This window comes from Microvirga sp. CF3016 (genome assembly GCF_036314085.1).
GTDB lineage: Bacteria > Pseudomonadota > Alphaproteobacteria > Rhizobiales > Beijerinckiaceae > Microvirga.
The window spans coordinates 186,133-209,420 of the sequence record NZ_JAYGGM010000006.1 but is presented as its reverse complement, the minus strand read 5'-3'; the positions used below and the strand labels follow the sequence as shown (position 1 = coordinate 209,420).

The following is a 23,288-nucleotide window of genomic DNA, read 5'->3' as shown; positions in this document are numbered from 1 at the left end:
GTGAGGCGTGGCGGCTTCCCGATTGGACGGCCGGGATGAGGGGCGACCTGACACGCACTTCGGCATCCCGGGCTTGGCCCGGGATCCACGCCTTCGCTGCGGTTCCGGAAGACGTGGATGGCTGGGATGGGCCCGGCCATGACGAGGAGGATGTCACGATGGCTGGGAGGGTAGCGCAGACGTGTTGCTCTGCGATGTCCCAGAGCCAGCACCTTGGGGCCCGCAGCTTGCGCTGCGAGCCTTGCGGATGATCGAGGGTGGCGCGAGTGGCGGCCCGGCTCGATGATGGTGGGAGATGGAAGAGCCAGGATGCCTCTTCGCACGCGGTACTTTTAGGCGTTTAGACTTGGCCGGTGACAGCCAAGGGCCTCCCGCCGGCCGGGTTGCGAAACCTGCCGCGGGACCGCTCCTGGCCTCACCCTTGCGACGCCTCGCGAGCGCGCCCCCGTCAGGCCGGGATGACAAACGATATAGCCCAGGTGCAACAGAGTGTCAAGAACAAAGTGAGAACATATCGTTGCGCTCTCACCCACACCCTCGACGTCATCACCGGCCTTGTGCCGGTAATCCCGGTGGAAGAAGCGCGGCGCACCAACAATCGGGATGGCCGGGACAAGCCCGGACATGCCGTGGGAGAGGGCGGCAGGGACAGAGCGACTCCCGGCCGGAAAAACACGGTGCCTTTCTGTATCGTCATGGCCGGGACAGGTCCGGCCATGACGTTGAAGGAATGAGCGGGGGAGTTCAATCACGGCCGGAAAAGCGCGGCGGTTCACACAAATGGGAAAGCCGGTACAAGGCCAGCCATCACGGGGATATGATCGAGGACGAGTTCCTCTCGGCGATGGCGGGGAGCGGTTCGAAAAGAAAGGAGCGCCCCGAAGGGCGCTCCGCTGATCCATGCTCGGTTTAGACGTTCGTGGCGCCGTTGCCCCGGCGCTTGGCCATGTAGGCGTCGAACTCCTCGCGGTCCTTGGCCCGCTTCAACTCCTCGACGAAGTTCCGGAACTCGCGGGCTTCCTCGTCGAGCTTGCGACGCTCCTCTTCGAGGCGCTCGAGTTCGCTGCGGCGGTAATCGTCGAAGGCCGCATTGCCCGTGCTGGCGAAGCCGCCGAAGCCGGCGGGGCCGCGCCCGGAAAAGAGATCATCCCGGGCACGCCCGAAGGTGTCGCGGAAGAAGGACTTGGCCTCGTCGTATTTCGGATATCCACACATTTTCCACACCAGATAAGCCAGCGCGAGCGGCCAGACGAAGATGAAGCCCAGAATGATGCCGACGATCTCCAGACCGCGTCCGGGCTTGCGCCCGCAGCGGCGATGGGTGCCGTCGCCCCAGGGGCCCGGATGTGGGCCCGCATTCCAAGCGGTGGAGGCAGAGTCAGACATTGGAGGTCCCTATGTTAATGCTAACAACATTAACATGCGGATCGATTTTGGCGCTTTCAAGAGAGGCTGCGCCGATTATTTTGCGGAGGCGCCGGAGCGGCCGTTCAGGGCTCCGTGGACCAGCGCGAGCACGCCGGCCCGGAGCAGTTCGTACTTGTCCGGCAGGCCGGGACCCTTCGGCAGCTGGCCTGCCGCGTCCAGGGTCGCGATGCCATGGGAAAGCGCCCAGACCTCGATGGCGATGAAGCGGACATCGACGCTCTGGAAGCCCTCCGGGAACGTCTCGGACAGGGCCTGGACCAGGAAGTCGAAGGCATTGCCGACGGGTTTGCCGCCGCTCTGGATGCTCTTGGCCCAGAACGGGCCGCAGGAAGCCTCGCCCTCGGCGGGTTTGGCGGAGAACATGGCCGTGTAGAAGCCGGGCTCCTGCTCGGCGAAGGCGAGATAGGCTTCGCCCATGCGGGTGAAGCGCTCCAGGGCCGTGCCCTCGCTCTGCAGGGCCCGTCCGAGGCGCTTCGCCAATTCGTCGTAGCCGCGGAAGGCGACCTCGGCCACCAGCGCGTCCCGGCCCCGGAAATGGCGATAGAGCGCCGCCGGCGTGACGCCGACCAGCTTGGCGGCATCCGCCAGGGTGAACCCGCCGATCCCCCGCTCGGCAATGAAGCGCTGCGCTGCCTCGATCAGCGCCTCCTTCAGGTTGCCGTGGTGATAGCCCTGCCGGTCGAACGGGCCGCGCCAATGCCGCATGCTGGATTCCTACTCTTCTGCCTGCCGATCTTAGGGCTCCGCAGGGGCGGAGGCCAGGATGGAAGCCGCTATAGGAGTGAACAACCTTGTGAGCCAAGAGGTTCGGAATGGTTCTTCGTTAATGCAGTCCAAGAGCCGTCATGACCAGCCTTGTGCCGGTGATCTCGATAAGGAAGAGCGCTGCGCTTCACAGGATCGGGATGACCGGGACAAGGCTGGTCATGACGTGGGCTGCCGTGCCACGATCCCGGATAGTGCCGCGCAGCCCTGGGATGACCGCTTGTTCGACACGAACGCGACACCGCTACCCGTGACGTTCCATGCAAGAACTGCCATATACGCCCCATGATCGATCATCCGACGCGCGATGTGGGCTTTGGCGTCTATGTCCATTGGCCCTTCTGCGCCTCCAAGTGCCCCTATTGCGACTTCAACAGCCATGTCCGCCACCAGCCGGTGGATCAGGAGCGGTTCCTGGCGGCCTTTAGGCGCGAGATCGCCCATACTGCTTCGCGCATTCCCGGAAGGACGGTCACCAGCGTCTTCTTCGGCGGCGGCACGCCCTCGCTCATGCGCCCTGAGACCGTGGGCGCGATCCTCGATGCCATCGGCGGGGCCTGGGCCGTCGACCCGCAGGCCGAGGTGACGCTCGAGGCCAATCCCACCAGCGTCGAGGCCGAGCGCTTCCGCGGCTACCGCGCCGCCGGCATCAACCGGGTCTCGCTCGGCGTCCAGGCCCTCAATGATCCCGATCTCAAGCGTCTCGGGCGCATGCATTCCGTCGAGGAGGCCTTGGGCGCGGTCAAGATCGCGGCCTCCATCTTCGAGCGCTATTCCTTCGACCTGATCTATGCCCGCCCAGGCCAGACGCCTGCGGCTTGGGGGGCGGAGCTGGAGCAGGCCATCTCCCATGCGGTCGAGCATCTCTCTCTCTACCAGCTCACCATCGAGCCCGGCACCTGGTTCCAGCGCCTCTACGATGCCGGCAAGATCACGGTGCCCGACGAGGAGACGGGCCGCGCGCTCTACGACATCACGCAGGAGGTGTGCGCGAAGCACGGGCTCCCGGCCTACGAGATCTCGAACCACGCCCGGCCCGGCGCGGAATCCCGCCACAACCTGCTCTACTGGCGCTACGGCGAGTATGCCGGCATCGGCCCCGGCGCCCATGGGCGTCTCGTCACCGGCAACGCCAGGCTGGCCACCGCGACCGAGAAGCACCCGGAGACGTGGCTGGAACGGGTGGAGCGCGAGGGCCACGGCGTCATCGACGAGGAGGTGCTGACCTCCGAGGCCGAGGGCGACGAGTTCCTGCTCATGGGCCTGCGCCTGAAGGAAGGCGTCGATCCGCGCCGCTTCGAGGCGTTCACGGGCAAGACGCTCAATCAGAGGCGCCTGAAAATCCTCGAAGAGGAAGGGTTGGTCCGCCACGACGGCTCGCGCCTCGCCGTGACGCCCAAGGGCTTTCCGGTGCTCAATGCGGTGATTGCGGAACTGGCGGCTTAAGCCGAGCGTCTTGCTCTGGACGGCTCGTCGAGGCAGCCGTTCAGGAGCGCGCCCATGCCGTCACCGGAGAGCTTCGTCGTCTTTCTTGCCGCAGCCCTGCTCATCGCGGTCATGCCGGGTCCGGGGCTGTTCTACGTGACCGCCCGGACCCTGGCTGGCGGGCGCGCGGAAGGGATTGCCTCCTGCTGTGGAACCGTTCTCGGCGGCTCCGTCCATGTGCTGGCCGGAGCATTCGGGGTCTCGGCCCTGGTGATGGCGAGCGCCGAGGCATTCACGGTGCTGAAGCTGGTCGGTGCGGCCTATCTGGTCTGGCTCGGCTTCAAGACGATCCGGGAAGCGAAGGTCGAGACGCTTGCGGGCGCCCCGGCGTCGGGACCGTGGCGGGCCTTTCGTGACGGCGTTCTGGTCGAGGCCCTGAATCCCAAGACTGCCGCCTTCTTCCTGGCCTTCATTCCGCAATTCGTCCGCCTGGATCAGGGCGGCGTCGCGCTTCAGTTCGTTGCTCTCGGGCTGGTCTCGATCGGCTTGAACACGCTGTCGGCCCTTCTTGCCACCCTCATGGCGTCCCGGGTCCGGGACGGCCTCGTGCGCAGGCCCCACGTCTTCCGACGCGTCCGCCAGGCTTCGGGGATGGTCATGTGCGGCCTCGGCGCCCTTCTCACGCTCGCGCGTCGGCCGGCCTGACCTAACCCTTCACCTTGCTTTCGATCACGTCCCAGACCCTCACGGCGAGATCCGGGCCGCCGAGGCGCTTGATGGCCCGGATGCCCGTGGGGGCCGTCACGTTGATCTCGGTGAGGTTGCCGTCGATCACGTCGATGCCCACCAGGATCAGGCCCATGCGCTTGAGATCCGGCCCGATGGTCTCGCAGATCTCGCGCTCGCGCGGCGTCAGGTCCGTGGGCTTCGCCGCGCCGCCGCGCACCATGTTGGACCGGATGTCGTTCGCCGCCGGCACCCGGTTGATGGCGCCTGCCGCCTCGCCGTCGATGAGGATGATGCGCTTGTCGCCTTCCGTGATCTTCGGCAGGAAGCGCTGGATCACCCAGGGCTCGCGGAACAGGTTGGAGAACAGGTCGTAGAGCGAGCCGAAGTTCGGATCCTCCCGGCCGACCTTGAACACGCTGGCACCGCCATGGCCGTAGAGCGGCTTCATCACCACGTCGCCGTGCTCGCGCCGGAACTCCTCGATCTCCTGCTTGTCGCGGGAGATGAGCGTCGGCGGCATCAGGTGCGGGAAATGGGTGACGAAGATCTTTTCCGGCGCGTTGCGCACATGGGTCGGATCGTTGACCACCAGGGTCTTCGGGTGGATGCGCTCGAGGAAATGGGTTGCCGTGATATAGGCCAGATCGAAGGGCGGGTCCTGGCGCATGAGCACCGCATCGACGCTCGACAGATCGACCCGCTCAGGCGTGCCGAGGGTGAAATGGTCGCCGTCCACGTCCCGCGCTTCGATGGTCTCGGCCATGGCGATCACAGCGCCGTCGCGCAGGGAGAGACGGTCGGGGGTATAGTGCAGGACCCGATGACCGCGCCGCTGGGCTTCGAGCAACAGGGCAAAGCCCGTATCGCCGGCGATCTTGATGCTGCGGATGTGATCCATCTGGAACGCAACGGTGAGGGTCATGCGTCAAGCCTCCTTGGCAAGACTCCTTGGGGAAGCAGGGTTATTGGCCTTAAAAACCCGGATGGCAACTCTTCATCCTCGGTGTCGTGAACGAAAGCCGGCGAGGTGTGTTATCCAACGGCCCCGCTTGGGGCCTGCCCCTTGCGGATCCCCTCAAGCTTTTCCATGTAGTCGAGTATGCCCCGCCGCGCCCTTCTGATCGTCAATGCCAAGAGCCGCAGCGGCGCCGCCCAGTGCGACATCGCCATCGAGCGCCTGAGGGATCATGGCATCGAGCCCGTTCATCTGGAATGCGGCCGCCGGGAGGATCTGTCGCCGCTCATCGTCAAGAATGCCAAGGACGTGGATTGCGCCATCGTCGGCGGAGGCGACGGCACCATCAATGCGGCGGCCTTCGGCGTGATCGAGGCCGGGCTGCCCCTCGGCATCCTGCCGATGGGAACGGCGAACGATCTCGCACGCACCCTCGGCATCCCGTTCGATCTCGACGGGGCCGCCGATGTCATTGCGGCCGGGATGACGCGCAGGATCGATCTCGGCCTCGTCAACGGCGAACCCTTCTTCAATGTGGCGAGCCTCGGGCTCTCGGCGGAACTGGCGCAGAAGCTGACGCGCGACATCAAGCGCCGCTGGGGTCGTCTCGGTTATGCGCTGGTCGCGTTGAACGTTCTGGCGCACGCAAAGCCCTTCCGCGCCACCATCATCAGCGAGAGCGAAACCGTGCGCGTGAGAACCCTGCAGATCGCAGTGGGCAATGGGCGTTTCTATGGCGGCGGGAACGCGGTGGAGAAGGATGCCGCCATCGACGACCAGCATCTCGATCTCTACAGCCTGGAGCTGGAGCGCGCCTGGAAGCTCGCCCTCATGGCGCGTTCGTTCCGCTATGGGCAGCATGGTGCCTGGGAGGAGGTGCGGGCGGTCAGGGCCAAGGAGTTCGACATCCGCACCCGCAAGCCGAAGCCCGTCAATGCGGATGGCGAGATCGTGACCCAGACGCCGGCCCATTTCTCGATCCGGCCCGCGGCCGTGACCGTGTTCGCGCCTGAAGAAGCCGGAGCTTAATGCCGGCCGCACCGGACGGCATCTTCCAGGTTTCCAGGGGTGAGGCCGATATCGTGCAGCATGGCCTCGTCCAGCGAGCTGACGTCGTGCAGGGCGCGGCGGATCTCGATCTCGTGCACGAGCGCGGCGAACAGGCTCCTGAGGCGCGAGGGCTTGGCGGACGGCTGCTCGGAGGTCCAATCGCAGGGGGTGGTACGGGCTGTCATGGCTGTCTCCTCAAGTTCATGAAGAGAGGATGCGCCTGCCCCTTGCATAAGTGAAACGAATGTTCATTATATTGAAGATAACGAACCGTTATTGAGGTTGGCCATGGCCCGGAATCTCGATGTCAGCCTTCTCAGGGCATTCGTCGCAGTCGTCGATGCCGGCGGCATGACGGCCGCCACCGGGGTGCTCAACCTCACCCAGGCGGCCGTGAGCCAGCAGATCAAGCGGCTGGAGGAGACGCTCGGCGAGGAGCTCATCACCCGCGACAGGCGCGGCATGAAGCTCACGACGGCCGGCGAGCGCCTGTTCGGACGGGCCAAGCGCATGCTCGCGCTCAACGATGAGATCTGGACCGAGATGACCACGCCGGAATTCGAAGGCGAGGTGCGGCTCGGCATCCCGAGCGACATCGTCACCACGTACCTTCCGACCTTCTTGAAGGATTTCGCGCGGCGCTACCCCCGCGTGCAGATCTCGCTCAACAGCGGCTCCAGCGTGTCTCTTCGCTCGAAGCTCTACGACGGCAAGGTCGATGTGGTGCTCGCCACCGAGATGGCTTGCGATCCCGACGGCGAGAACCTCGTCATGGATCGCCTCGTCTGGGTTGGTGCGCGCGGCGGCGATGCGGCGCGCCAGCGACCGCTGCCCGTTTCCATCGGCTGCTCCGACTGCGCCTTTCGGGCGCCGATCCGGGACGCACTGCAGAAGGCCGGCATCGAATGGCGCTCGGTCTCCGAGGTGACGAACACGTCCGCGCAGGTGGCGACGGTCGCGGCCGACATCGCCGTGATGGCCTGGATGGCCTCCACCGTGCCCAGCGGCTTCGACGTGCTCGGGCCTGAATCAGGTTTGCCGGCGCTGCCGCCCTTCATGGTCAATCTCTATCTGCCGCGCGACGGCGGCAACCATGTGGTGCAGGAACTGGCGCGGCACATCCGCGAGGCGGTCGCCGACCGGCACCGGATGGCGGCTTGAAGCATTCGCACGATGCGCTAGCGCATCTCCAGCTCGAACGCCGAAACGATGTGCTGCGGCCATCGTTTCGGTGCGATGAACACCGCATCGGCGCGCCATGTCTTGTCCGCAGCCCACGCGTTGCGCGTGAGCCACGTGCGCACCGCGCGGGAGAAGCGCTGGCGCTTGCAGGCCGTGATGGCGGACAACGCGTCGTCCATGAGACCCCGCGCCTTCACCTCGACGAACGCGATGGTGTCGCCACGCATCATGATCAGGTCGATCTCGCCGCCGGAAGCCGCGTAGCGGCGCGCGAGCGGGCGATAGCCTTTCATCACGAGGAACAGGAGCGCGATCCACTCGGCGCGATGGCCGCGGAGAAACGTGGCCTGGCGGCGTTCGAGGGCGCTCTTCATGCGTCCTTCTTCGCGAGCGCCAAGGCGCGGGCATAGACCTCGCGCTTGGGCAGGTCGAGCTCCGCCGCCACCAGGGCCGCGGCGTCCTTGATCGAGTGGTTCTTCAGCGCCGCTTCGAGCTTGCCGTCGAGGGCCGCGTCGGCTTCCGCCGCGTGCATGGCCTTCGTGGCTTCCCCGATCAGCACCACGATCTCGCCCTTGGGCGGCCCTTCCTGGGCGAATTGTTCGGCGAGTTCCGGCAGGGTGCCCCGCCGGATCGTCTCGAACATCTTCGTGAGCTCGCGCGCCACCACGGCCTGCCGTTCGCCCAAAACGGCTGCGGCATCGGCCAGCATCTCGGGCAGGCGGTGCGGGCCTTCGAAAAGCATGAGCGTGCCGGGGATCGCGCCGATCTCGGCGAGCCTCGTGCGGCGCGCGGCGCTCTTTGCCGGCAGGAACCCTTCGAAGAAGAAGCGGTCCGTCGGCAGGCCCGAGGCGACGAGCGCGGTGAGCACTGCGGAGGGACCGGGGATCGGGGTAACCGGCAATCCTTCCTCGATGGCGGCCTGCACGAGCTTGTAACCCGGATCCGATACCAGGGGCGTGCCGGCATCCGAGACCAGAGCCAGCGCCTGGCCTTCGCGGATCCGGTGGACCATGCGTTCGCGCACGGCATCGTTGGAATGCTCGTGGTAGGCCACCAGCGGGGTCGTGATGCCGTAATGGGCGAGCAGTGTCTTCGTCACCCGCGTGTCCTCGGCGAGGATCGCGTCTGCGGCGGCGAGCACGTTCAGCGCGCGGAAGGACACGTCCTGCAGGTTGCCGATGGGGGTTGCCACAACATAGAGGCCCGGCGTCAGGGGCTTCGCCTCGGCGGCGAGGCCGAAGGCCGTGAAGGTGGCGATCCGCTCGGTCGGCTCGCGCCGTTTGGTCCGGTTGTCGATTCTCTGGCTCATCGTCGGTCACTGTCGCATGGGGTACGCCGCCACGGAAGCGGGCTTGTCGAGACCATCATCCACCATTGGAAACAATGTTTACCTTTTGCTGTCACGGTTGTTTTTATCGCTTGAGCTGTTTCCAAAGGGGGTGGAGATGGCGCGCTTCATCGATAAAGCACGCGGCCTATCCGGCCGCGCAGCCTGGGTTTTCGTCCTGTCTACATCGCTGGTGCTGTCCGGATGCGTCGGCTCCGGCAGCCGCGCTCCGGCCCGCAAGCCGAGCCGGCCCGCAGCCAGCGCTCCGTCCGAACCGCTCTATGCGGCCGATGTCCCGGCGCCCGGCGCACCGATGCAAAGCGCTCCGCCGGCTTCGGCGATGGCCGGCACCACCATCGGCAACGGCCCTGTCAAGGTCGCCCTGATCCTGCCCATGACCGGAGCCGGGCAGGGCGCCGTGGCGGCGCAGAGCATGCGCAACGCTGCGGAGCTGGCGCTGAGCGAGTTCCAGGGCTCGGATCTCACCCTTCTCGTCAAGGACGACGCCGGCACGCCCGAGGGCGCGCAGGCGGCTGCGCAACAGGCGCTGGCGGAGGGAGCCGAGCTCATCATCGGCCCGCTCTTCGCAGGCTCCGTTCAGGCTGCCGGCCAGGTGGCGCGCCAAAGGGGCAAGACGGTCATCGGCTTCTCGACCGATGCCGGCGTCGCCACGCGGGGTGTCTATCTCCTGAGCTTCCTCGTCCAGGAGGAGGTGGACCGCATCGTCGCCTTCGCGGCCACCCAAGGGCGCCGTTCCATGGCCGCCCTGGTCCCCGAGACCCAGTACGGCCGTGTGGCCGCAGCGCGGCTGCAGCAGGCAGCGGCCCAGCAGGGCATCCGCATCGTGGCGCTCGAGTATTATCCTTCGGGACAGCCTCAAGAGGCCGTGCGGCGCATGGCCGGTGTGATCGGCGGTCCCACGCCTCAGGCCGATGCCCTGTTCATCCCCGACAACGGTGACGGCCTGCCGGCCGTCGCCCAGGCGCTCCAGATGGCGGGCTTCGATCCCTTGCGGGTCAAGCCGCTCGGCACGGGGCTGTGGGACGAACCTCGGGTCTCCGCTCTGCCCGTTCTGCAGGGAGGCTGGTTCGCGGCCCCCGACAAGCGCGGCTTCACGGCCTTCGCCGAGCGCTATCGAGCGCGTTTCAACATCGATCCGATCCGCCTGGCGACCCTGTCCTACGACGCGGTGACCTTGGCAGCCGCGCTCGCGCGGATGCAGGGTGCGCAGGCCTTTACCGACGCCATGCTCACGAACCCGGCGGGCTTCGCCGGAGCCGACGGCGTGTTCCGCTTCAATCCGGACGGCACGAACGCGCGCGCCCTGACCGTGCAGGAAATCCGCGGCGGCACCGCCGTCGCGATCAGCGGCGCTCCGCGAACTCTGGTGGCGGGCAACTGACGGCATTTCAGTATCCTCGCGCTCACCCACAATTTCCCACCATGTCATCACCGGCCTTGTGCCGGTGATCCCGATGGCTTGATACACTGCGCTTTCCCCGATCGAGATAGCCGGGACCGATCCCCGGATCATGCCCGGGGACGGCCATGACGAGCCAATCTCACACCAATCGAGCAAGCAAGCCGTCTTACTTGCGCGTCAGCGTGGCACTCAAGTCCGGCTTGTTGTTGAGGGTCTGGAACACCACGCAGTAGCGCTCCGTGAGCTTGAGCAGCTGATCGACCTTCTCCTGCGGCGCATCCGTATCGACCTCGAAGGAGAGGCGGATGTTCTTGAAGCCGACGGGCGCCGCCTTGTCGACACCAAGCGTGCCGCGGAAATCGAGGTCGCCTTCGGCCTTCACGGCGCCGTGGCGCAGGTCGATCTCGAGGGCGGTCGCGACGGCCTTCAGCGTCACGCCCGCGCAGGCCACGAGCGCTTCGAGCAGCATGTCGCCCGAGCACAGCTCCGCGCCGGAGCCGCCGGTGGCCGGGTGAAGGCCGGCCACGGCGAGCGCGCGGCCGGTCTCGACCTTGCAGGCGATGTGCTGGTCGTCGAGCGTGCCTTGAGCCTTGAGGGTGATCACAGCCTTGTCGGGATCGTTGCGGTATTGATCCTTCAGCGGCGCCTGGAGGGCGCGGAGGGCAGTCGCATCCATGATGATGTCCTTGAGATGTTACCACCACAACGCGGCGGCTTGGCGGTCGCGCTCGCGTTGAGGCTGCTGCTGTGGAGCTTTGAGGGAATGGTCCAGGGCCGTCAAGACGCGGCGCACGGAGGTTTCGAAGGGCAGCCCCGTCTTGTCGCGCGGTCGTGACAGGGTGAGCGGCAGCTCGTCGAAGATGCGGCCGGGCTTCGGCTGCATGACGATGGCCCGGTCGGCTAGCGTCACCGCTTCCTGCACGTCGTGCGTGACGAGCACCACCGTCGGGCGCGTCTCCTCCCACAGGCCGAGCAGATGCTCGTGCAGGCTGGCGCGGGTGAAGGCGTCGAGCGCCGAGAACGGCTCGTCGAGGAGCAGCACCTTCGGGTTGGTCACGAAGGCGCGCGCAATGGAGACGCGCTGCTGCTGTCCGCCCGACAGGTCGCGCGGCCAGCGTGCGGCATGCTCGGACAGGCCGATCTTGTCCAGCGCATGCGCGACGCGGGCTTTCTTCTCGGCGGTGCTGACGCCATCGAGGCCGAAGGCGATGTTGTCGGCCACCGACAGCCAGGGCAGAAGGCGCGGTTCCTGGAACACGATGCCCACGGATGGATGAGGACCCGTGAGCACCTCGTCGTCGAGGCGGATGCGGCCGGCGCTTTCCCGGTCGAGGCCTGCGATGAGGCGCAGCAACGTGGTCTTGCCGCAGCCCGAACCGCCGATCAGCGAGACGATCTCGCCCTCGTGCACGGTGAGATTGATGTCGGACAGCGCGCGCGTGCCGTCGGCATAGGTTTTGGAGAGGTGTTCGAGGTTCAGCATCACAGCCTCTCCCGCACGGTGTCCTGCCAGCGCACGAGCGGCTTGGTGCCCGCCACGAGTAGGCTGTCGGCGGTCTTGCCGAGCAGCGCGAAGGCGATGATCGCCGCGAGGATCTGGTCGGGCTTGCCCATCTGCTGGCCGTCGACGAGCAGATAGCCGAGGCCTTCCGAGGCTCCCATGAACTCCGCCGCGACCACGAACATGAAGCCGAGGCCGAGGCCCGAGCGCAGGGCGATCACCGCTTCTGGCAGCACGGCCGGCAGCAGGATGCGGCGGGCGAGCTGAGCGCGCGAAAGGCGGAACACGTGGCCGACCTCCACGAGCTTGCGGTCGACGGAGAGGATCGCGCCCGCGATGCCGAGATAAACCGGGAAGAATACGCCCACGGCAATCAGCGCCACTTTCGACGCCTCGAAGATGCCGAGCCAGAGAATGAACAGGGGCACCCAGGCAATCGAGGGAATGGCCCGCAGGGCCTGCAGGGTCGGATCGAGCAACTGGCGGATGGTCTGGCTGGAGCCGGAGAGCGCGCCGAGCACGATGCCGGCCACCGCGCCGATGACGAATCCGACGAGGACGCGCCAGAGCGTCATCCAGGTATGGGTCCACAGCTCGCCGGTCTGGGCGAGGCCCCAGAGCGTCGCGAATATCCGGCTCGGCGGCGGGACGAGGCGTCCCTGCGCGAGACCGGTGCGAACGGCGGCTTCCCAGAGAAGCGCAATGGCGATGGGCAAAAAAAAGCCGAGAAGGATACGCCAGTCGAAGGCGCGTCGCTTCTCGGTGAAGGCAGGGGCCGCGAGAGCGGCGGCACCCTCATGGGAGGACCAGGCGTTGCTTGTGGCTTGGCCTGTCACGGCGCTCTCCCGTGATGAAGACATCACCGCGAGGCGGTCGCGAAGCGCCGGTCGATGAGGGAATCGACGGCGGCGCGCACATTGGTGTCGGGGGTGATCACGCCCGCCTGCTGCAGGGCGAGGCCCGCGGCCAGGATCGTATCAGTCTGCGGCTGGCCGATGGCGGAATGGGTCAGCTCCGTGCGCTCGAGCTGGCGCTCGATCACCGCGTCGGAAAGCTTGGTGTAGGTGACGAGGGTCTTCTTCAGCTCGTCCTTGTTAGCGAGCGCGTATTTGCGGGCCTCTTCATAGGCCTTGAGCACGCGCTGCACGAGAGCCGGGTTGTCCTTGGCGAAGGCTTCCGAAACGTTGAGCACGCCCCAGGTATTGGCGCCCGCATTGCGGTAGAAGAGCTGGGCGCCGCTTTCCACTTCGGCGGCCGCCATCAGCGGGTCGAGGCCGGCCCAGGCATCGACGTCGCCGCGCTCCAGGGCGGTGCGACCGTCTGGATGCTGCAGGAGAACGAGCTTCACGTCCTTCTCGGTGAGCTTGGCTTCCTGCAGGGCGCGCACCAGGAAGATGTGCGGATCGGTGCCGCGGGTCACGGCGACGCGCTTGCCCTTCAGGTCCTCGACTTTACTGATGCCCGTGTCCTTGCGGGTGACGAGCGCGGTCCACTCGGGGCGGGAATAGACGTAGATCGACTTGATCGGGTTGCCGTTGATCTTGCCGATCAGCGCGGCGGCGCCGGCCGTGGAGCCGAAATCGATCGAGCCGGCATTGAGGAATTCGAGCGCCTTGTTGGAGCCGAGCGACTGCACCCAGCGCACACTGATGCCGTCCTTCTCCAGTTCCTTCTCAAGGAAGCCCTTGTCCTTCAGGACGAGACTCACCGGGTTGTAGGTGGCGTAGTCGATGCGGATTTCCTTCACCTGCGCGGAGGCGGCCGTGGCGAAGGAGGCAAGGCCCGTGGCGAGGGAGGCGGCGATCAGGAGGCGGCGCGTCAGGCTCATTTTATCGTCCCATGTTCTGCGCATGGGAGCTTGGACCTTTGGGTCTTCACGCGCCCGGCGCTTTAGCTGCACTTGTTTCGCGCCCGCAATCTGCATGCTCAAATCGGCGCGTGTCCGGTTTATAGAACCCGGTGTTTTTTATGTCAAACGCTATCTCTTATAAAGAACAATATACCCGTTGAGACGGATAAGGCCAGTCCACCCTTGGGCGAAGGCCCCATGAAGTGATAAGTCAAACGGTTCCTCGTGCGCGGTTGTTCCATGACCCTTCATAGCCCCAAGAGCGTTCTGAAAAGCCTCGGCAGCCAGCCGATCCGCGATGCGGCGGAGCTTCGCGCCAAGCTCGTCCCCGAGCTGAAGAAGCTGCTCGATCAAGGGCATCAGGAGGCACAGGAGAGGCTTCTGGAAGGCCAGAACGGCCTCGTCTGCGCCCGCCATCTCTGCGAGCGCATGGACGAGTTGGTGCACATCGTCCACGACGCCGTGGTCCAGCATCTTTATCCGGCGGCCAACCCCTCGGCCGGCGAGCGGCTCGCGGTGGCGGCGACGGGCGGCTACGGACGGGGAACCCTGGCGCCGGGCTCCGACGTCGATCTCCTGTTCCTGCTGCCCTACAAGCAGACGGCCTGGGGCGAGAGCGTCGTCGAGGCGATGCTCTACGTGCTGTGGGACCTGAAGCTGAAGGTCGGGCACGCGACCCGCTCGGTGGAGGAATGCCTGCGCGAGGCGCATGCGGACATGACGATCCGCACGTCGCTGCTCGAAGCCCGCTTTCTCTTCGGCGACCGGGAGCTCTTCGACAATCTGGAGAAGCGCTTCGATCAGGAGATCGTCGCGACCACGGCGGCGGAATTCGTGGACGCCAAGCTCAAGGAGCGCGATGCCCGCGTGGCCAAAGCCGGCGCGTCGCGCTACCTGGTCGAGCCGAATGTGAAGGACGGCAAGGGCGGCCTGCGCGATCTCAACACGCTCTTCTGGATCGCCAAATACGTCTATCGGGTGAAGGAGCCCAAGGAGCTGGTGAAGGCGGGGCTGTTCACGCAAGCCGAGTTCAATCTCTTCTCGCGCTGCGAGGAGTTCTTGTGGCGCGTGCGCTGCCACATGCATTTCGCCACTGGCCGCGCCGAGGAGCGTCTGACCTTCGACCTGCAGCGCACCATCGCCGAGCGCATCGGCTTCGCGCCGCGAGGCGGGTTGTCGGCGGTCGAGCGCTTCATGAAAGCCTATTTCCTGATCGCCAAGGACGTGGGCGACCTGACGGCCATCGTCTGCGCCGAGCTCGAGGCCCGCCAGACCAAGCGCCGCCCCATGCTCGACCGGATGTTCGGCCGCTTCCGGCGTCGCAGCGGCGGCGCGCAGGTGAGCGATGGCTTCATCATCGACAACAACCGCCTCAACGTGGAGAACGAGGAGACGTTCGCGCGCGATCCGGTGAACATGATCCGCCTGTTCTGGCTCGCCGACCGGCGCAACCTCGCCATTCATCCCGATGCGACGCGCCTGGCAACCCGCTCGCTCCGGCTCATCGGGCACAATCTTCGCACCGATCCGGAAGCGAACAAGCTGTTCCTGGAGATCATCACGTCCAAGAACGCCCCGGAGGTGGTGCTGCGGCGCATGAACGAGACCGGCGTGCTCGGCCGTTTCATTCCGGATTTCGGCCGCATCGTCGCGATGATGCAGTTCAACATGTACCATCACTACACGGTGGACGAGCACCTGATCCGCTCAGTCGGCGTGCTGACCGAGATCGAGGCGGGGCAGCTCGGCAACGAGCATCCGCTCGCCAACCAGATCTTTCCCACCATCCGCAACCGTCGCGCGCTCTACGTGGCGGTCTTCCTGCACGACATCGCCAAGGGACGGCCGGAGGATCATTCGCAAGCCGGTGCCGTGATCGCCCGCAAGCTCGGGCCGCGCTTCGGCCTCACGGACGCGGAGACCGAGACGGTCGCGTGGCTCGTCGAGCATCACCTTCTCATGTCGAACACGGCCCAGAGCCGCGATCTCTCCGATCCCGCCACCATCAAGAGCTTCGCCGAGGTGGTGCAGACCATGGAGCGCCTGAAGCTCCTGCTCGTGCTCACCATCGCGGACATCAAGGCCGTCGGGCCCGGCACCTGGACCGGCTGGAAAGGCCAGCTCCTGCGCAACCTTTACCAGGAGACGGAGGTGATCCTCGGCGGCGGCGCGGTGGACCTCGCCCGCTCGGAGCGGGTGCGCCTGGCCCAGGAGCAACTGCGGGCGGAGCTGCCGGACTGGTCCGATGCGGAGTTCGAGGCCTTCGCCGCGCGCCATACGCCGGGCTACTGGCTGAAGACCGACGAGACCCGGCGGGCCAAGCAGGCCAGGCTCCTGCGGGAGGCCGAGAAGGGCGGGCGCACGGTGACCACGGCCTATGAAACGGACCAGTTCCGCGGCGTGACCGAGCTCACCATCCTGTCGCCGGACCATCCGCGCTTGCTCGCCATTGTCACTGGCGCCTGCGCGGCGGCGGGGGGCAACATCGTCGATGCGCAGATCTTCACAACCACGGACGGCATGGCGCTCGACACCATCGTGCTCTCCCGCGCCTTCGACCGGGACGAGGACGAGCTGCGCCGGGCCGAGCGGGTCGCCAAGGCCATCGAACGGGCCCTGAAGGGGGAGGTGAGGATCGCCGACCTCGTGGACGGCAAGCGCCCTTCCAAGGAGCGCTCCAAGGCCTTCCACGTGCCGCCGGAGGTGAACATCGACAATTCCCTGTCGAACCGCCAGACGGTGATCGAGATCTCCGGCCTCGACCGGCCGGGCCTGCTCTACGATCTCACCACGGCCCTGGGCAAGCTCAACCTCAACATCGCCTCGGCCCACATCGTCACCTTCGGCGAAAAGGCCGTGGACGTGTTCTACGTAACGGACCTGACGGGCACGAAGATCACCCATGCGGGACGCCAGGCCACGATCACCCGGACCCTGCTCGACGTGTTCAAGACCGAGGAAACCGAGCCTGTCCACCGGCGAAGTGCTTGATTTGTGAGGCCAGGGACCTGATATGTGGCCCGAACCATTCTTTTCCCACCTTTAGTTGACCGACCATGAATCCGAACGACACGGAAAACCAGAACGCGGCCCCGCAGGCCGAGCCCGCCAACGACGTGGCCCCTGAGGCTGCCTCCGCATCCGAGGCCGATCCGATTGCCGTTCTCGAGGCCGAGAAGGCGGATCTGAAGGACAAGCTTCTGCGCCTGATGGCCGACATGGAGAACCTGCGCCGCCGCACCGAGCGCGAGATCGCCGATGCCCGCACCTATGCGGTGGCGAACTTCGCCCGCGACATGCTCAACGTGGCCGACAATGTCCGCCGCGCCATCGAGAGCGTGCCCGAGGAGGCGAGCAAGACCGCCGAGGGCGCCTTCAAGGGCCTCATCGAGGGCATCGACCTCACCGAGCGCGACCTGCTCAAGACTCTCGAGCGCCATGGCGTGAAGAAGCTCGACCCGCAGGGCCAGAAGTTCGATCCGAACGTCCATCAGGCCATGTTCGAGATCCCCAATCCGGAGGTGCCGAACGGCACCGTCCTGCAGGTGGTCCAGTCCGGCTACGTGATCGGCGAGCGCGTCCTGCGCCCGGCCCTGGTCGGCGTCTCCAAGGGCGGCCCGAAGGCCGCCGCCAACGGCAACGGCGCCGAGGCCGCGGACAATCCTTCCGCCGCCTCGTAAGTGGACGTCCTTCAAAGCATTCCTTTCGAGACCATCGGCGTCGCCGTCTTCGCGCTCTCCGGCGCCCTGATGGCGGCGCGCAAGGGCATGGATCCGTTCGGCTTCGCCCTGCTCGCCACGCTCACGGGGGTCGGCGGCGGCACCGTCCGGGACCTGCTCATCGGCACGCGGCCCGTGTTCTGGGTCGGGGACCCGACCGACGTGCTCGTGTGCCTGATCGTGGCGGAAATCGTGTTTGTCCTTGGCCCCAAGCGCGTGGCCCTGATGGAGGGCGGACGGCAGGGCCGGCTTCTCCTCTGGGCCGATGCCTTAGGCTTGGCCCTCTTCGCCGTCTCGGGCACCGGCAAGGCCCTGGCGGCCGGCGTTCCGGCACTCTCGGCCGTCGCGCTCGGCACCATCACGGCCACGTTCGGCGGCATCATCCGCGACATCTTCGCCGGAACGACACCCCTGGTGCTGCGGCAGGAGATCTATGTCACGGCCGCAGCCCTCGGCGCATCGGTCATGGTTGCCCTGCAGGGCATAGGCCTCGATCCGTTCTTGAGCGCCGCGATCGGCTTCGGCGCCGCCTTCTCCTTAAGGGCGCTCGCCCTCCTGCGCGGCTGGTCGCTTCCGGCCTTTCCAAAGCGGGATTAGGGATTCATATCCACCCCGTCGATCACCGTCCGGAAGCGGGGCAGGTTCTGGTCGCGCTGCTCGACCCGGGTGAGTCCGACCATGCGCACGTAGCGGTCGGGCTCGAAGCGAATGGTCTGCATCACCACGATGGGCTGGCCCGATTCCGCCTCCACGGCCTTCGCGACGATCTCGTGCCAGTCCTGGCCTCTGAAGCGGAAGGACTCGGACCGTTCGACCTTGATGTCCTTGAGGATCTGGTTGGAGTTCAGGGCCGCATGCGCGAACTGGCTGCGCCGCTCGGCGGGCGGAACCGGCACGTTCAAGGTCGCGGCCAGGATCACCATCGGCTGCTCCACCGCCTTGATCGTGTCCTGCGGCCCGTCGGTGAACAGGACCGAGTTGCCCGCCATCACCCGCACCGGGCGGAAGCCCGCCTTGTCGCCGAGGCGGAAGGGCAGGGCGGAGATCTGCTCCTCCATGGAGACCGGTCCGCGCAGGGCGATGCTCTTCAGGGCGTTCTGCATCTGTGCATCGCTGTAGCCGTCCTGCCCGCCGCGCACCTGCGCGATCACCAGGGCGGTGAGGTCCTCGTCCTTGACGGCCATCACCCATTTGCGGCCCTGGACCGGCCCCCCCATGGTGCCGCCGATCAGCACGCCCGTCCTGGCCCCGAGCTTCAGGGTCTCGCGCGAGGTTTCGCTCATGCCCTGGCGCTTCAGGGCGTCCTTGGTAAGGCCGTTCACGAGTTGCGCGTAAGCCGCCGGAGGCATTTCCACGAAGTTGATGACCGCGGCCTTCTCCTCGCTCTCGAAGCCGCTGAACCGCTTCGAGATCATCATGTCCTCGGGCGGAACGAGGCCGATCCGCGACGCGGGTGGGAACACGGGCTCGGCCGCGAAGGCGGCCTGAACCGACAGCACGATGCCGAGAGCGGCGGCTGCAAACGCTTTCATGGATGCCCCTTGGAAGAAAACCTGCAGTTGATCATGGCTTTGAGGCTAAATCGGCTTCTCCACCTTGCGCAAGGTGAGATTGAGCCGGCCGCCCTGCGGCAGCAGGTCCGAACTGCCTGCCGTCAGCCGGTCGATGCCATGATAGATCAGCCGCGCGGGACCGCCGAACACGATCGCGTCACCGGAGCGGAGCCTGATCGATTTCGTCGGGTCCTTCCGCTCCAGGCCTCCATAGCGAAAGAGGGCCGTGTCCCCGAGGGAGAGCGACACGACGGGAGCGGCGAAGTCTTCCTCGTCCTTGTCCTGGTGCATGCCCATGCGGGCGGTCGGCTCGTAGAAATTGATCAGGCAGGCGTCGGGCGGGTGAGGGTAGCCGCTCAATTCCTCCCAGACCCTCAGAACCTGGTCGGGCATCGAAGGCCAGGGCTCGCCGGTCTCGGGATGCGCCGGCTGGTAGCGGTAGCCATCGACGTCGGAGACCCAGCCCAGCGGCCCGCAATTGGTCATCCGCACGGAAAACGGCTTTCCCGTGCGCGGCATGCGCGGGGTGTAGAGCGGCGCCTGGCGGGTGATCTCGCGCAGGGCTTGCAGCAGCCGCTCCTGCGCCGGACGGTCGAGATAATCGGGGTAGTAGATGAGGCCGGGGCTAAGGGTGATGGAGGACATGGATCAGTTCAAATCTCGCCGTCCTCAGCTCAGCGCCTTCCAGAACATGCTGGTCGTGCAGGGCCGGCCGTCGGGCGTGAGGGCGTAGTTGGGGATCTCGCCTGCTTTCGTGTAACCGCGCCTCTCGTAGAGCCGTTCGGCATCCGAGCCGGTCGCCGTGTCGAGGGTAAGCAGGGCGAGCTTGCGCTGGGTGGCTTCATTCTCCAAGGCCGTCATCAGGTGGTTGCCCAATCCCTGCCCCCGTGCATCGCGATGCACCAGGAGCTTCCTCACGTCGCCCCGATGGCGCTGGTTGCAGGGGCCATCGAAGGCGAGCTGCACGGTGCCGCGCAGCCTGCCATCCACGTAGGCGCCGAAGAGCAACGTGCTGCCCGCCGCAACGCTCTCGATCACGCTGCCCCACCAGCTGTGAGCTTCCTCGACGGAGAGCGGCCAGCGAATGCCCAGCGAGGCCCCGCCTGCGACGCAATCGGCGAGCGTTTCGGCCAGGGCCGTCCGCTCGCGCTCGGCCGCCTGTGCGTCGAGGAGGCGGATCTCGCTCACCCCTCCAGCACCTGCTTGCTCGCGACGGTGGTGTCCTCGTTGAGGTCGTAGACCAGCGGGATGCCCGTCGCGAGTTCGAGGCTCGGAATGGTCTCGGAGGTGAGGCCGTCGAGCACCATCACGAGGGCGCGCAGGGAATTGCCGTGCGCGGCGACCAGCACGCGCTCGCCGCGCATGACGCGGGGCAGGATCTCGCGGATGTAGTAGGGCAGCACGCGGGCGACCGTGTCCTTCAGGCTCTCGCCGCCGGGAGGCGGAACGTCGTAGGAGCGGCGCCAGATATGGACCTGCTCCTCGCCCCAGCGGGCGCGGGCGTCGTCCTTGTTGAGGCCCGAGAGGTCGCCGTAATCGCGCTCGTTCAGAGCCAGGTTCGCGATCGTCCTGAGATCGGGCTGACCGATCTCCTCCAGGATCAGCTTGCAGGTGGCTTGCGCCCGCGACAGGTCGGACGTGAACGCGACGTCGAACTGAACGCCCATCTCCTTGAGCCGCCGGCCGGCATTGCGCGCCTCCTCGATGCCGAGATCGGTGAGCCCCGGATCCTTCCAGCCGGTGAACAGGTTCTTGAGGTTCCATTCGCTCTGGCCGTGGCGTGCAAGGACGAGAAGGCGGTTCATGTCGTGGCGTCTCCGTTTGGAAAGGGCGGGAAGGGCATGTTTTAGAGCTGATCGAGGCCAAGAACATTGGCCATGGTGTAATAGCCGGGCTTCTTGTCGAAGCCCCAGAGGGCAGCCCTCACGGCGCCGCGGGCGAAGATGCTTCGGTCCTCGGCCCGGTGCGACAGCTCCAGACGCTCACCCTGGCCGGCGAAGATCACGGAATGGTCGCCCACCACCGAGCCGCCGCGCAAGGTGGCAAAGCCGATGTCGCCGGGATGGCGCGCGCCGGTATGGCCGTCGCGGCTGCGCACGGAGCGCTCGTTCAGGGAGATCTGGCGTCCTTCCGCAGCGGCCTCGCCGAGGAGCAGCGCCGTGCCCGAGGGCGCGTCCACCTTCATGCGGTGGTGCATTTCGAGGATCTCGATGTCGAAATCCTCGCCGAGCGTGGCCGCCACCTTGCGCACGAGGCCCGCGAGCAGGTTGACGCCGAGCGACATGTTGCCGGACTGAACGATGCGCGCGTGCCGCGCGGCCGCCTCGAGCTTGGTGAAGTCGGCCTCCTGCAGGCCGGTGGTCCCGATCACATGGACGATGCGCGCCTGGGCGGCGAGCGCCGCGAAGGCCGTGGTGGCGGCCGGCGCCGTGAAGTCGAGGACGCCGTCGGCATGGGCGAAGACGGCGAGCGGATCGTCGGTCACGTCCACGTCGAGCAGGCCGATGCCGGCGAGCAGTCCGGCATCGTGCCCGAGGGCGGGAGAGCCCTGCCGCTCGATGGCGCCCACCAGCGTGCAGCCCTCCGTCTCGGCCACGGTCTTGATTAGCATGCGCCCCATGCGTCCGGCAGCTCCCACCACGACGAGTCGCATCTCGCTCATGCCGCTCTCCTGTTGTTGCGGGCTCAGGGTATAGCCGCTCGGGCTGCGGCTGAGAAGCGCGGAGGATAGGACTCCTCCTGTCATCCCCGGCGAGCCGACGGCGAGGGAAGGGGATCCACCCACATGCTCAGCGCTATGGATTCCCTTTCCCTTCGCTGCGCTCCGGCCGGGAATGACACCTCAGCATCGGGATTGCCATCCCCGGAACAAGTCCGGAGATGACGGGTGAGAGAATCTAACCCGGCTGCGGTCCCTCGTAGCCTTCGATGATGATGATGTCGGCGACCGCGTGGCCGTCGCGCTCGGCCTTTGCCGCCTGGTATTCGGGCGAGTCCCAGCATTCCAGCGCCGCCTCGTAGGTCGGAAATTCGATCACCACGTTGCGGGCGCGGGCCTCGCCCTCGGCAACCCGGTAGGCGCCGCCGCGCACCAGGAAGCGGGCACCGTACTTGGCGAAGGGGATGGCGTTGGCCTTCACGTAGTTCTGGTAGGCGTCTGGGTTCGAGACGTCGACGCGACCGATCCAATAACCCTTCATCGTTTCAGGCTCCTTCAACGAGAACGAATTCCGCCACGCAGGCGCCTTCGCGCTTGGCCTTGGCCGCCTGGTATTCCGGCGAGTGATAGTAGCGCCTGGCCTGCTCGACGGAGTCGAACTCGATCACCACGTTTCGAGCGCGCGCCTCGCCCTCGAGAGCCTCATAGGCGCCGCCGCGCACGAGCGGGCGTCCGCCATACTGGCGGATCGCCTCCGTGGCGCCCTTGGCGTATTCCGCATAGGCTTCGGGGTTCGTGACGGTCACGCGGGCAATGACATAGCCTTTGGGCATGAGGCGCTCCTCTTATGATTCGTGGGACGGATACCCTCCTCCCCCTTGTGGGGAGAAGTTGGAGGTGGGGGTGCCGGCGCCGCACATTCATAGGCTAGCGCTCACACCCCACCCTGGCCATCCCCTCAAGGGGGAGGGAAAAATGCTGAGGTGTCTTCGAGATCTCTATCCTTGAGAGATTTCCCGGACAATCGCTTCCGCCGCGGCGCGAGGATCCGCGGCCTTCACGATGGGGCGGGCCACCACGAGATGATTGGCGCCGAGCCGAATGCCCTCCGCCGGAGTGACGATGCGCTTCTGGTCGCCCGCATCCGCGCCGGCCGGCCGAATGCCGGGCGTAACGATCAGCCGGTCGGGGCCGACGATGGCGCGCACGCGCTCGGCCTCCGGCGCGGCACAGACGATGCCGTCGACGCCGAGTTCGCGCGCCTGTCCGGCGCGGCGGGCGACGAGCTCCGCGGCGGATATGGGCGCATAACCCGCCTCGACGAGGTCGTTGTCGTCATAGGACGTGAGCACGGTCACGGCGAGGATCTTCAGGGAGGATCCCGTCTTGCCGGCGACGGCCGCGCGCATGGTCTGCGGATAGGCGTGGACCGTCAGGAACGTCGCACCGAGACGCGCGACCGAGCGCACGCCTTCCTCCACCGTGTTGCCGATGTCGTGGAGCTTGAGGTCGAGGAAGACCTTCTTGCCCTGTCCGATCAGCTCCCGGGCGAACTCTAAGCCGCCCGCATAGGCGAGCTGATAGCCGATCTTGTAGAAGGTGCCGGCCTCGCTGATGCGCTCGACGAGGGAGCGGGCCTCCTCGACGGAAGCGACGTCGAGTCCGATGATGAGCTTGTCGCGAATGTCTCCTGCGGGAACGGGATTCGTCGGAAGAGACATCG

At 66.5% G+C, this 23,288-nt stretch carries 26 protein-coding genes; 8 read left to right on the top strand and 18 right to left on the bottom strand.

What is annotated here, in order from left to right; translation table 11 throughout:
* Nucleotides 1-909: 909 nt before the first annotated feature.
* Together VB672_RS11210 and VB672_RS11205 are read right to left on the bottom strand one after the other, a co-directional pair.
* Complete coding sequence (locus VB672_RS11210) at nt 910-1,386, bottom strand: DUF2852 domain-containing protein (RefSeq protein WP_329784272.1); 477 nt, start codon at nt 1,384-1,386, stop codon at nt 910-912.
* A gap of 75 nt (nt 1,387-1,461) precedes the next feature.
* Nucleotides 1,462-2,133, bottom strand: a complete 672-nt coding sequence (locus tag VB672_RS11205; protein ID WP_329784271.1) for a TetR/AcrR family transcriptional regulator — start codon at nt 2,131-2,133, stop codon at nt 1,462-1,464.
* Between the two features lie 345 nt (nt 2,134-2,478).
* Here VB672_RS11205 and hemW point away from each other — a divergent pair, with 345 nt between their 5' ends.
* Both hemW and VB672_RS11195 read left to right on the top strand, forming a co-directional pair.
* Nucleotides 2,479-3,639, top strand: a complete 1,161-nt coding sequence (gene hemW, locus VB672_RS11200; protein WP_329784270.1) for a radical SAM family heme chaperone HemW — start codon at nt 2,479-2,481, stop codon at nt 3,637-3,639.
* Nucleotides 3,640-3,693: 54 nt separating this feature from the next.
* The gene (locus VB672_RS11195; RefSeq protein WP_329784269.1) at nt 3,694-4,323 is read left to right on the top strand and encodes a LysE family translocator; all 630 of its coding nucleotides are present in this window, start codon (nt 3,694-3,696) and stop codon (nt 4,321-4,323) included.
* A gap of 1 nt (nt 4,324) precedes the next feature.
* On the opposite strand, the gene gshB is transcribed toward VB672_RS11195, so the two are convergent.
* Nucleotides 4,325-5,269 carry a glutathione synthase gene (gene gshB, locus VB672_RS11190; RefSeq protein ID WP_329784268.1) on the bottom strand — a complete coding sequence of 315 codons (945 nt, stop codon included), beginning with the start codon at nt 5,267-5,269 and terminating at the stop codon, nt 4,325-4,327.
* Nucleotides 5,270-5,446: 177 nt separating this feature from the next.
* Here gshB and VB672_RS11185 point away from each other — a divergent pair, with 177 nt between their 5' ends.
* Nucleotides 5,447-6,331 carry a lipid kinase gene (locus tag VB672_RS11185; protein ID WP_329784267.1) on the top strand — a complete coding sequence of 295 codons (885 nt, stop codon included), beginning with the start codon at nt 5,447-5,449 and terminating at the stop codon, nt 6,329-6,331.
* On the opposite strand, the gene VB672_RS11180 is transcribed toward VB672_RS11185, so the two are convergent.
* Nucleotides 6,328-6,537: a DUF1127 domain-containing protein gene (locus VB672_RS11180; protein ID WP_329784266.1), complete on the bottom strand. Its 210-nt coding sequence runs from the start codon at nt 6,535-6,537 to the stop codon at nt 6,328-6,330. The genes VB672_RS11185 and VB672_RS11180 overlap by 4 nt on opposite strands.
* A gap of 103 nt (nt 6,538-6,640) precedes the next feature.
* On the opposite strand from VB672_RS11180, the gene VB672_RS11175 reads away from it, so the two are divergent.
* Nucleotides 6,641-7,513 carry a LysR family transcriptional regulator gene (locus VB672_RS11175; protein ID WP_329784265.1) on the top strand — a complete coding sequence of 291 codons (873 nt, stop codon included), beginning with the start codon at nt 6,641-6,643 and terminating at the stop codon, nt 7,511-7,513.
* Between the two features lie 17 nt (nt 7,514-7,530).
* On the opposite strand, the gene VB672_RS11170 is transcribed toward VB672_RS11175, so the two are convergent.
* Nucleotides 7,531-7,908 (bottom strand): YraN family protein, encoded by a 378-nt coding sequence (locus VB672_RS11170; RefSeq protein ID WP_329784264.1) that lies wholly within the window; start codon nt 7,906-7,908, stop codon nt 7,531-7,533.
* Nucleotides 7,905-8,843, bottom strand: a complete 939-nt coding sequence (gene rsmI / locus VB672_RS11165; protein ID WP_329784263.1) for a 16S rRNA (cytidine(1402)-2'-O)-methyltransferase — start codon at nt 8,841-8,843, stop codon at nt 7,905-7,907. The genes VB672_RS11170 and rsmI overlap by 4 nt, the downstream gene beginning before the upstream one ends.
* Before the next feature lie 136 nt (nt 8,844-8,979).
* Between rsmI and VB672_RS11160 the strand changes: the two genes are divergently transcribed.
* Entirely contained in the window at nt 8,980-10,263 is a 1,284-nt protein-coding gene (locus VB672_RS11160; protein WP_329784262.1) for a penicillin-binding protein activator, read from the top strand.
* Nucleotides 10,264-10,450: 187 nt separating this feature from the next.
* Here VB672_RS11160 and VB672_RS11155 read toward each other — a convergent pair whose 3' ends face one another.
* From VB672_RS11155 to VB672_RS11140, 4 genes are read right to left on the bottom strand one after another with little or no spacing between them, the layout of a single operon-like run.
* Nucleotides 10,451-10,960, bottom strand: coding sequence for an OsmC family protein (locus VB672_RS11155; RefSeq protein ID WP_329784261.1), 510 nt, complete (start codon nt 10,958-10,960; stop codon nt 10,451-10,453).
* An 18-nt stretch (nt 10,961-10,978) separates the two neighbouring features.
* Nucleotides 10,979-11,767 carry an ABC transporter ATP-binding protein gene (locus VB672_RS11150; RefSeq protein ID WP_329784260.1) on the bottom strand — a complete coding sequence of 263 codons (789 nt, stop codon included), beginning with the start codon at nt 11,765-11,767 and terminating at the stop codon, nt 10,979-10,981.
* Entirely contained in the window at nt 11,767-12,621 is an 855-nt protein-coding gene (locus tag VB672_RS11145) for an ABC transporter permease (RefSeq protein WP_329784259.1), read from the bottom strand. The genes VB672_RS11150 and VB672_RS11145 overlap by 1 nt, the downstream gene beginning before the upstream one ends.
* 23 nt (nt 12,622-12,644) lie before the next feature.
* A complete protein-coding gene (locus VB672_RS11140; RefSeq protein ID WP_329784258.1) occupies nt 12,645-13,613 on the bottom strand; it encodes an aliphatic sulfonate ABC transporter substrate-binding protein in 969 nt (322 codons plus the stop codon).
* Between the two features lie 261 nt (nt 13,614-13,874).
* Here VB672_RS11140 and VB672_RS11135 point away from each other — a divergent pair, with 261 nt between their 5' ends.
* The 3 genes from VB672_RS11135 (at nt 13,875) to VB672_RS11125 (ending at nt 17,950) form a co-directional block, all read left to right on the top strand.
* Nucleotides 13,875-16,625, top strand: coding sequence for a [protein-PII] uridylyltransferase (locus VB672_RS11135; RefSeq protein ID WP_329784257.1), 2,751 nt, complete (start codon nt 13,875-13,877; stop codon nt 16,623-16,625).
* 65 nt (nt 16,626-16,690) lie between these two features.
* Nucleotides 16,691-17,314 carry a nucleotide exchange factor GrpE gene (gene grpE / locus VB672_RS11130; protein ID WP_329784256.1) on the top strand — a complete coding sequence of 208 codons (624 nt, stop codon included), beginning with the start codon at nt 16,691-16,693 and terminating at the stop codon, nt 17,312-17,314.
* The gene (locus tag VB672_RS11125; protein WP_329784255.1) at nt 17,315-17,950 is read left to right on the top strand and encodes a trimeric intracellular cation channel family protein; all 636 of its coding nucleotides are present in this window, start codon (nt 17,315-17,317) and stop codon (nt 17,948-17,950) included. It begins immediately after the preceding gene.
* Here the strand turns inward: VB672_RS11125 and VB672_RS11120 are convergent.
* The 8 genes from VB672_RS11120 to pyrF form a co-directional block, all read right to left on the bottom strand.
* The gene (locus tag VB672_RS11120) at nt 17,947-18,885 is read right to left on the bottom strand and encodes a hypothetical protein (protein ID WP_329784254.1); all 939 of its coding nucleotides are present in this window, start codon (nt 18,883-18,885) and stop codon (nt 17,947-17,949) included. The genes VB672_RS11125 and VB672_RS11120 overlap by 4 nt on opposite strands.
* A gap of 45 nt (nt 18,886-18,930) precedes the next feature.
* Nucleotides 18,931-19,551 carry an alpha-ketoglutarate-dependent dioxygenase AlkB family protein gene (locus tag VB672_RS11115; RefSeq protein ID WP_329784253.1) on the bottom strand — a complete coding sequence of 207 codons (621 nt, stop codon included), beginning with the start codon at nt 19,549-19,551 and terminating at the stop codon, nt 18,931-18,933.
* Nucleotides 19,552-19,575: 24 nt separating this feature from the next.
* Nucleotides 19,576-20,094, bottom strand: coding sequence for a GNAT family N-acetyltransferase (locus tag VB672_RS11110; protein WP_329784252.1), 519 nt, complete (start codon nt 20,092-20,094; stop codon nt 19,576-19,578).
* Nucleotides 20,091-20,711: a 2,3-bisphosphoglycerate-dependent phosphoglycerate mutase gene (locus VB672_RS11105; RefSeq protein WP_329784251.1), complete on the bottom strand. Its 621-nt coding sequence runs from the start codon at nt 20,709-20,711 to the stop codon at nt 20,091-20,093. Before VB672_RS11105 ends, VB672_RS11110 begins: the two co-directional genes overlap by 4 nt.
* A gap of 41 nt (nt 20,712-20,752) precedes the next feature.
* The gene (dapB, locus tag VB672_RS11100; protein ID WP_329784382.1) at nt 20,753-21,559 is read right to left on the bottom strand and encodes a 4-hydroxy-tetrahydrodipicolinate reductase; all 807 of its coding nucleotides are present in this window, start codon (nt 21,557-21,559) and stop codon (nt 20,753-20,755) included.
* A gap of 244 nt (nt 21,560-21,803) precedes the next feature.
* Nucleotides 21,804-22,106 (bottom strand): DUF1330 domain-containing protein, encoded by a 303-nt coding sequence (locus VB672_RS11095; protein ID WP_329784250.1) that lies wholly within the window; start codon nt 22,104-22,106, stop codon nt 21,804-21,806.
* A gap of 4 nt (nt 22,107-22,110) precedes the next feature.
* Nucleotides 22,111-22,398 (bottom strand): DUF1330 domain-containing protein, encoded by a 288-nt coding sequence (locus VB672_RS11090; protein WP_329784249.1) that lies wholly within the window; start codon nt 22,396-22,398, stop codon nt 22,111-22,113.
* Between the two features lie 165 nt (nt 22,399-22,563).
* A complete protein-coding gene (gene pyrF / locus VB672_RS11085; protein ID WP_329784248.1) occupies nt 22,564-23,286 on the bottom strand; it encodes an orotidine-5'-phosphate decarboxylase in 723 nt (240 codons plus the stop codon).
* Between the last annotated feature and the right edge of the window lie 2 nt (nt 23,287-23,288).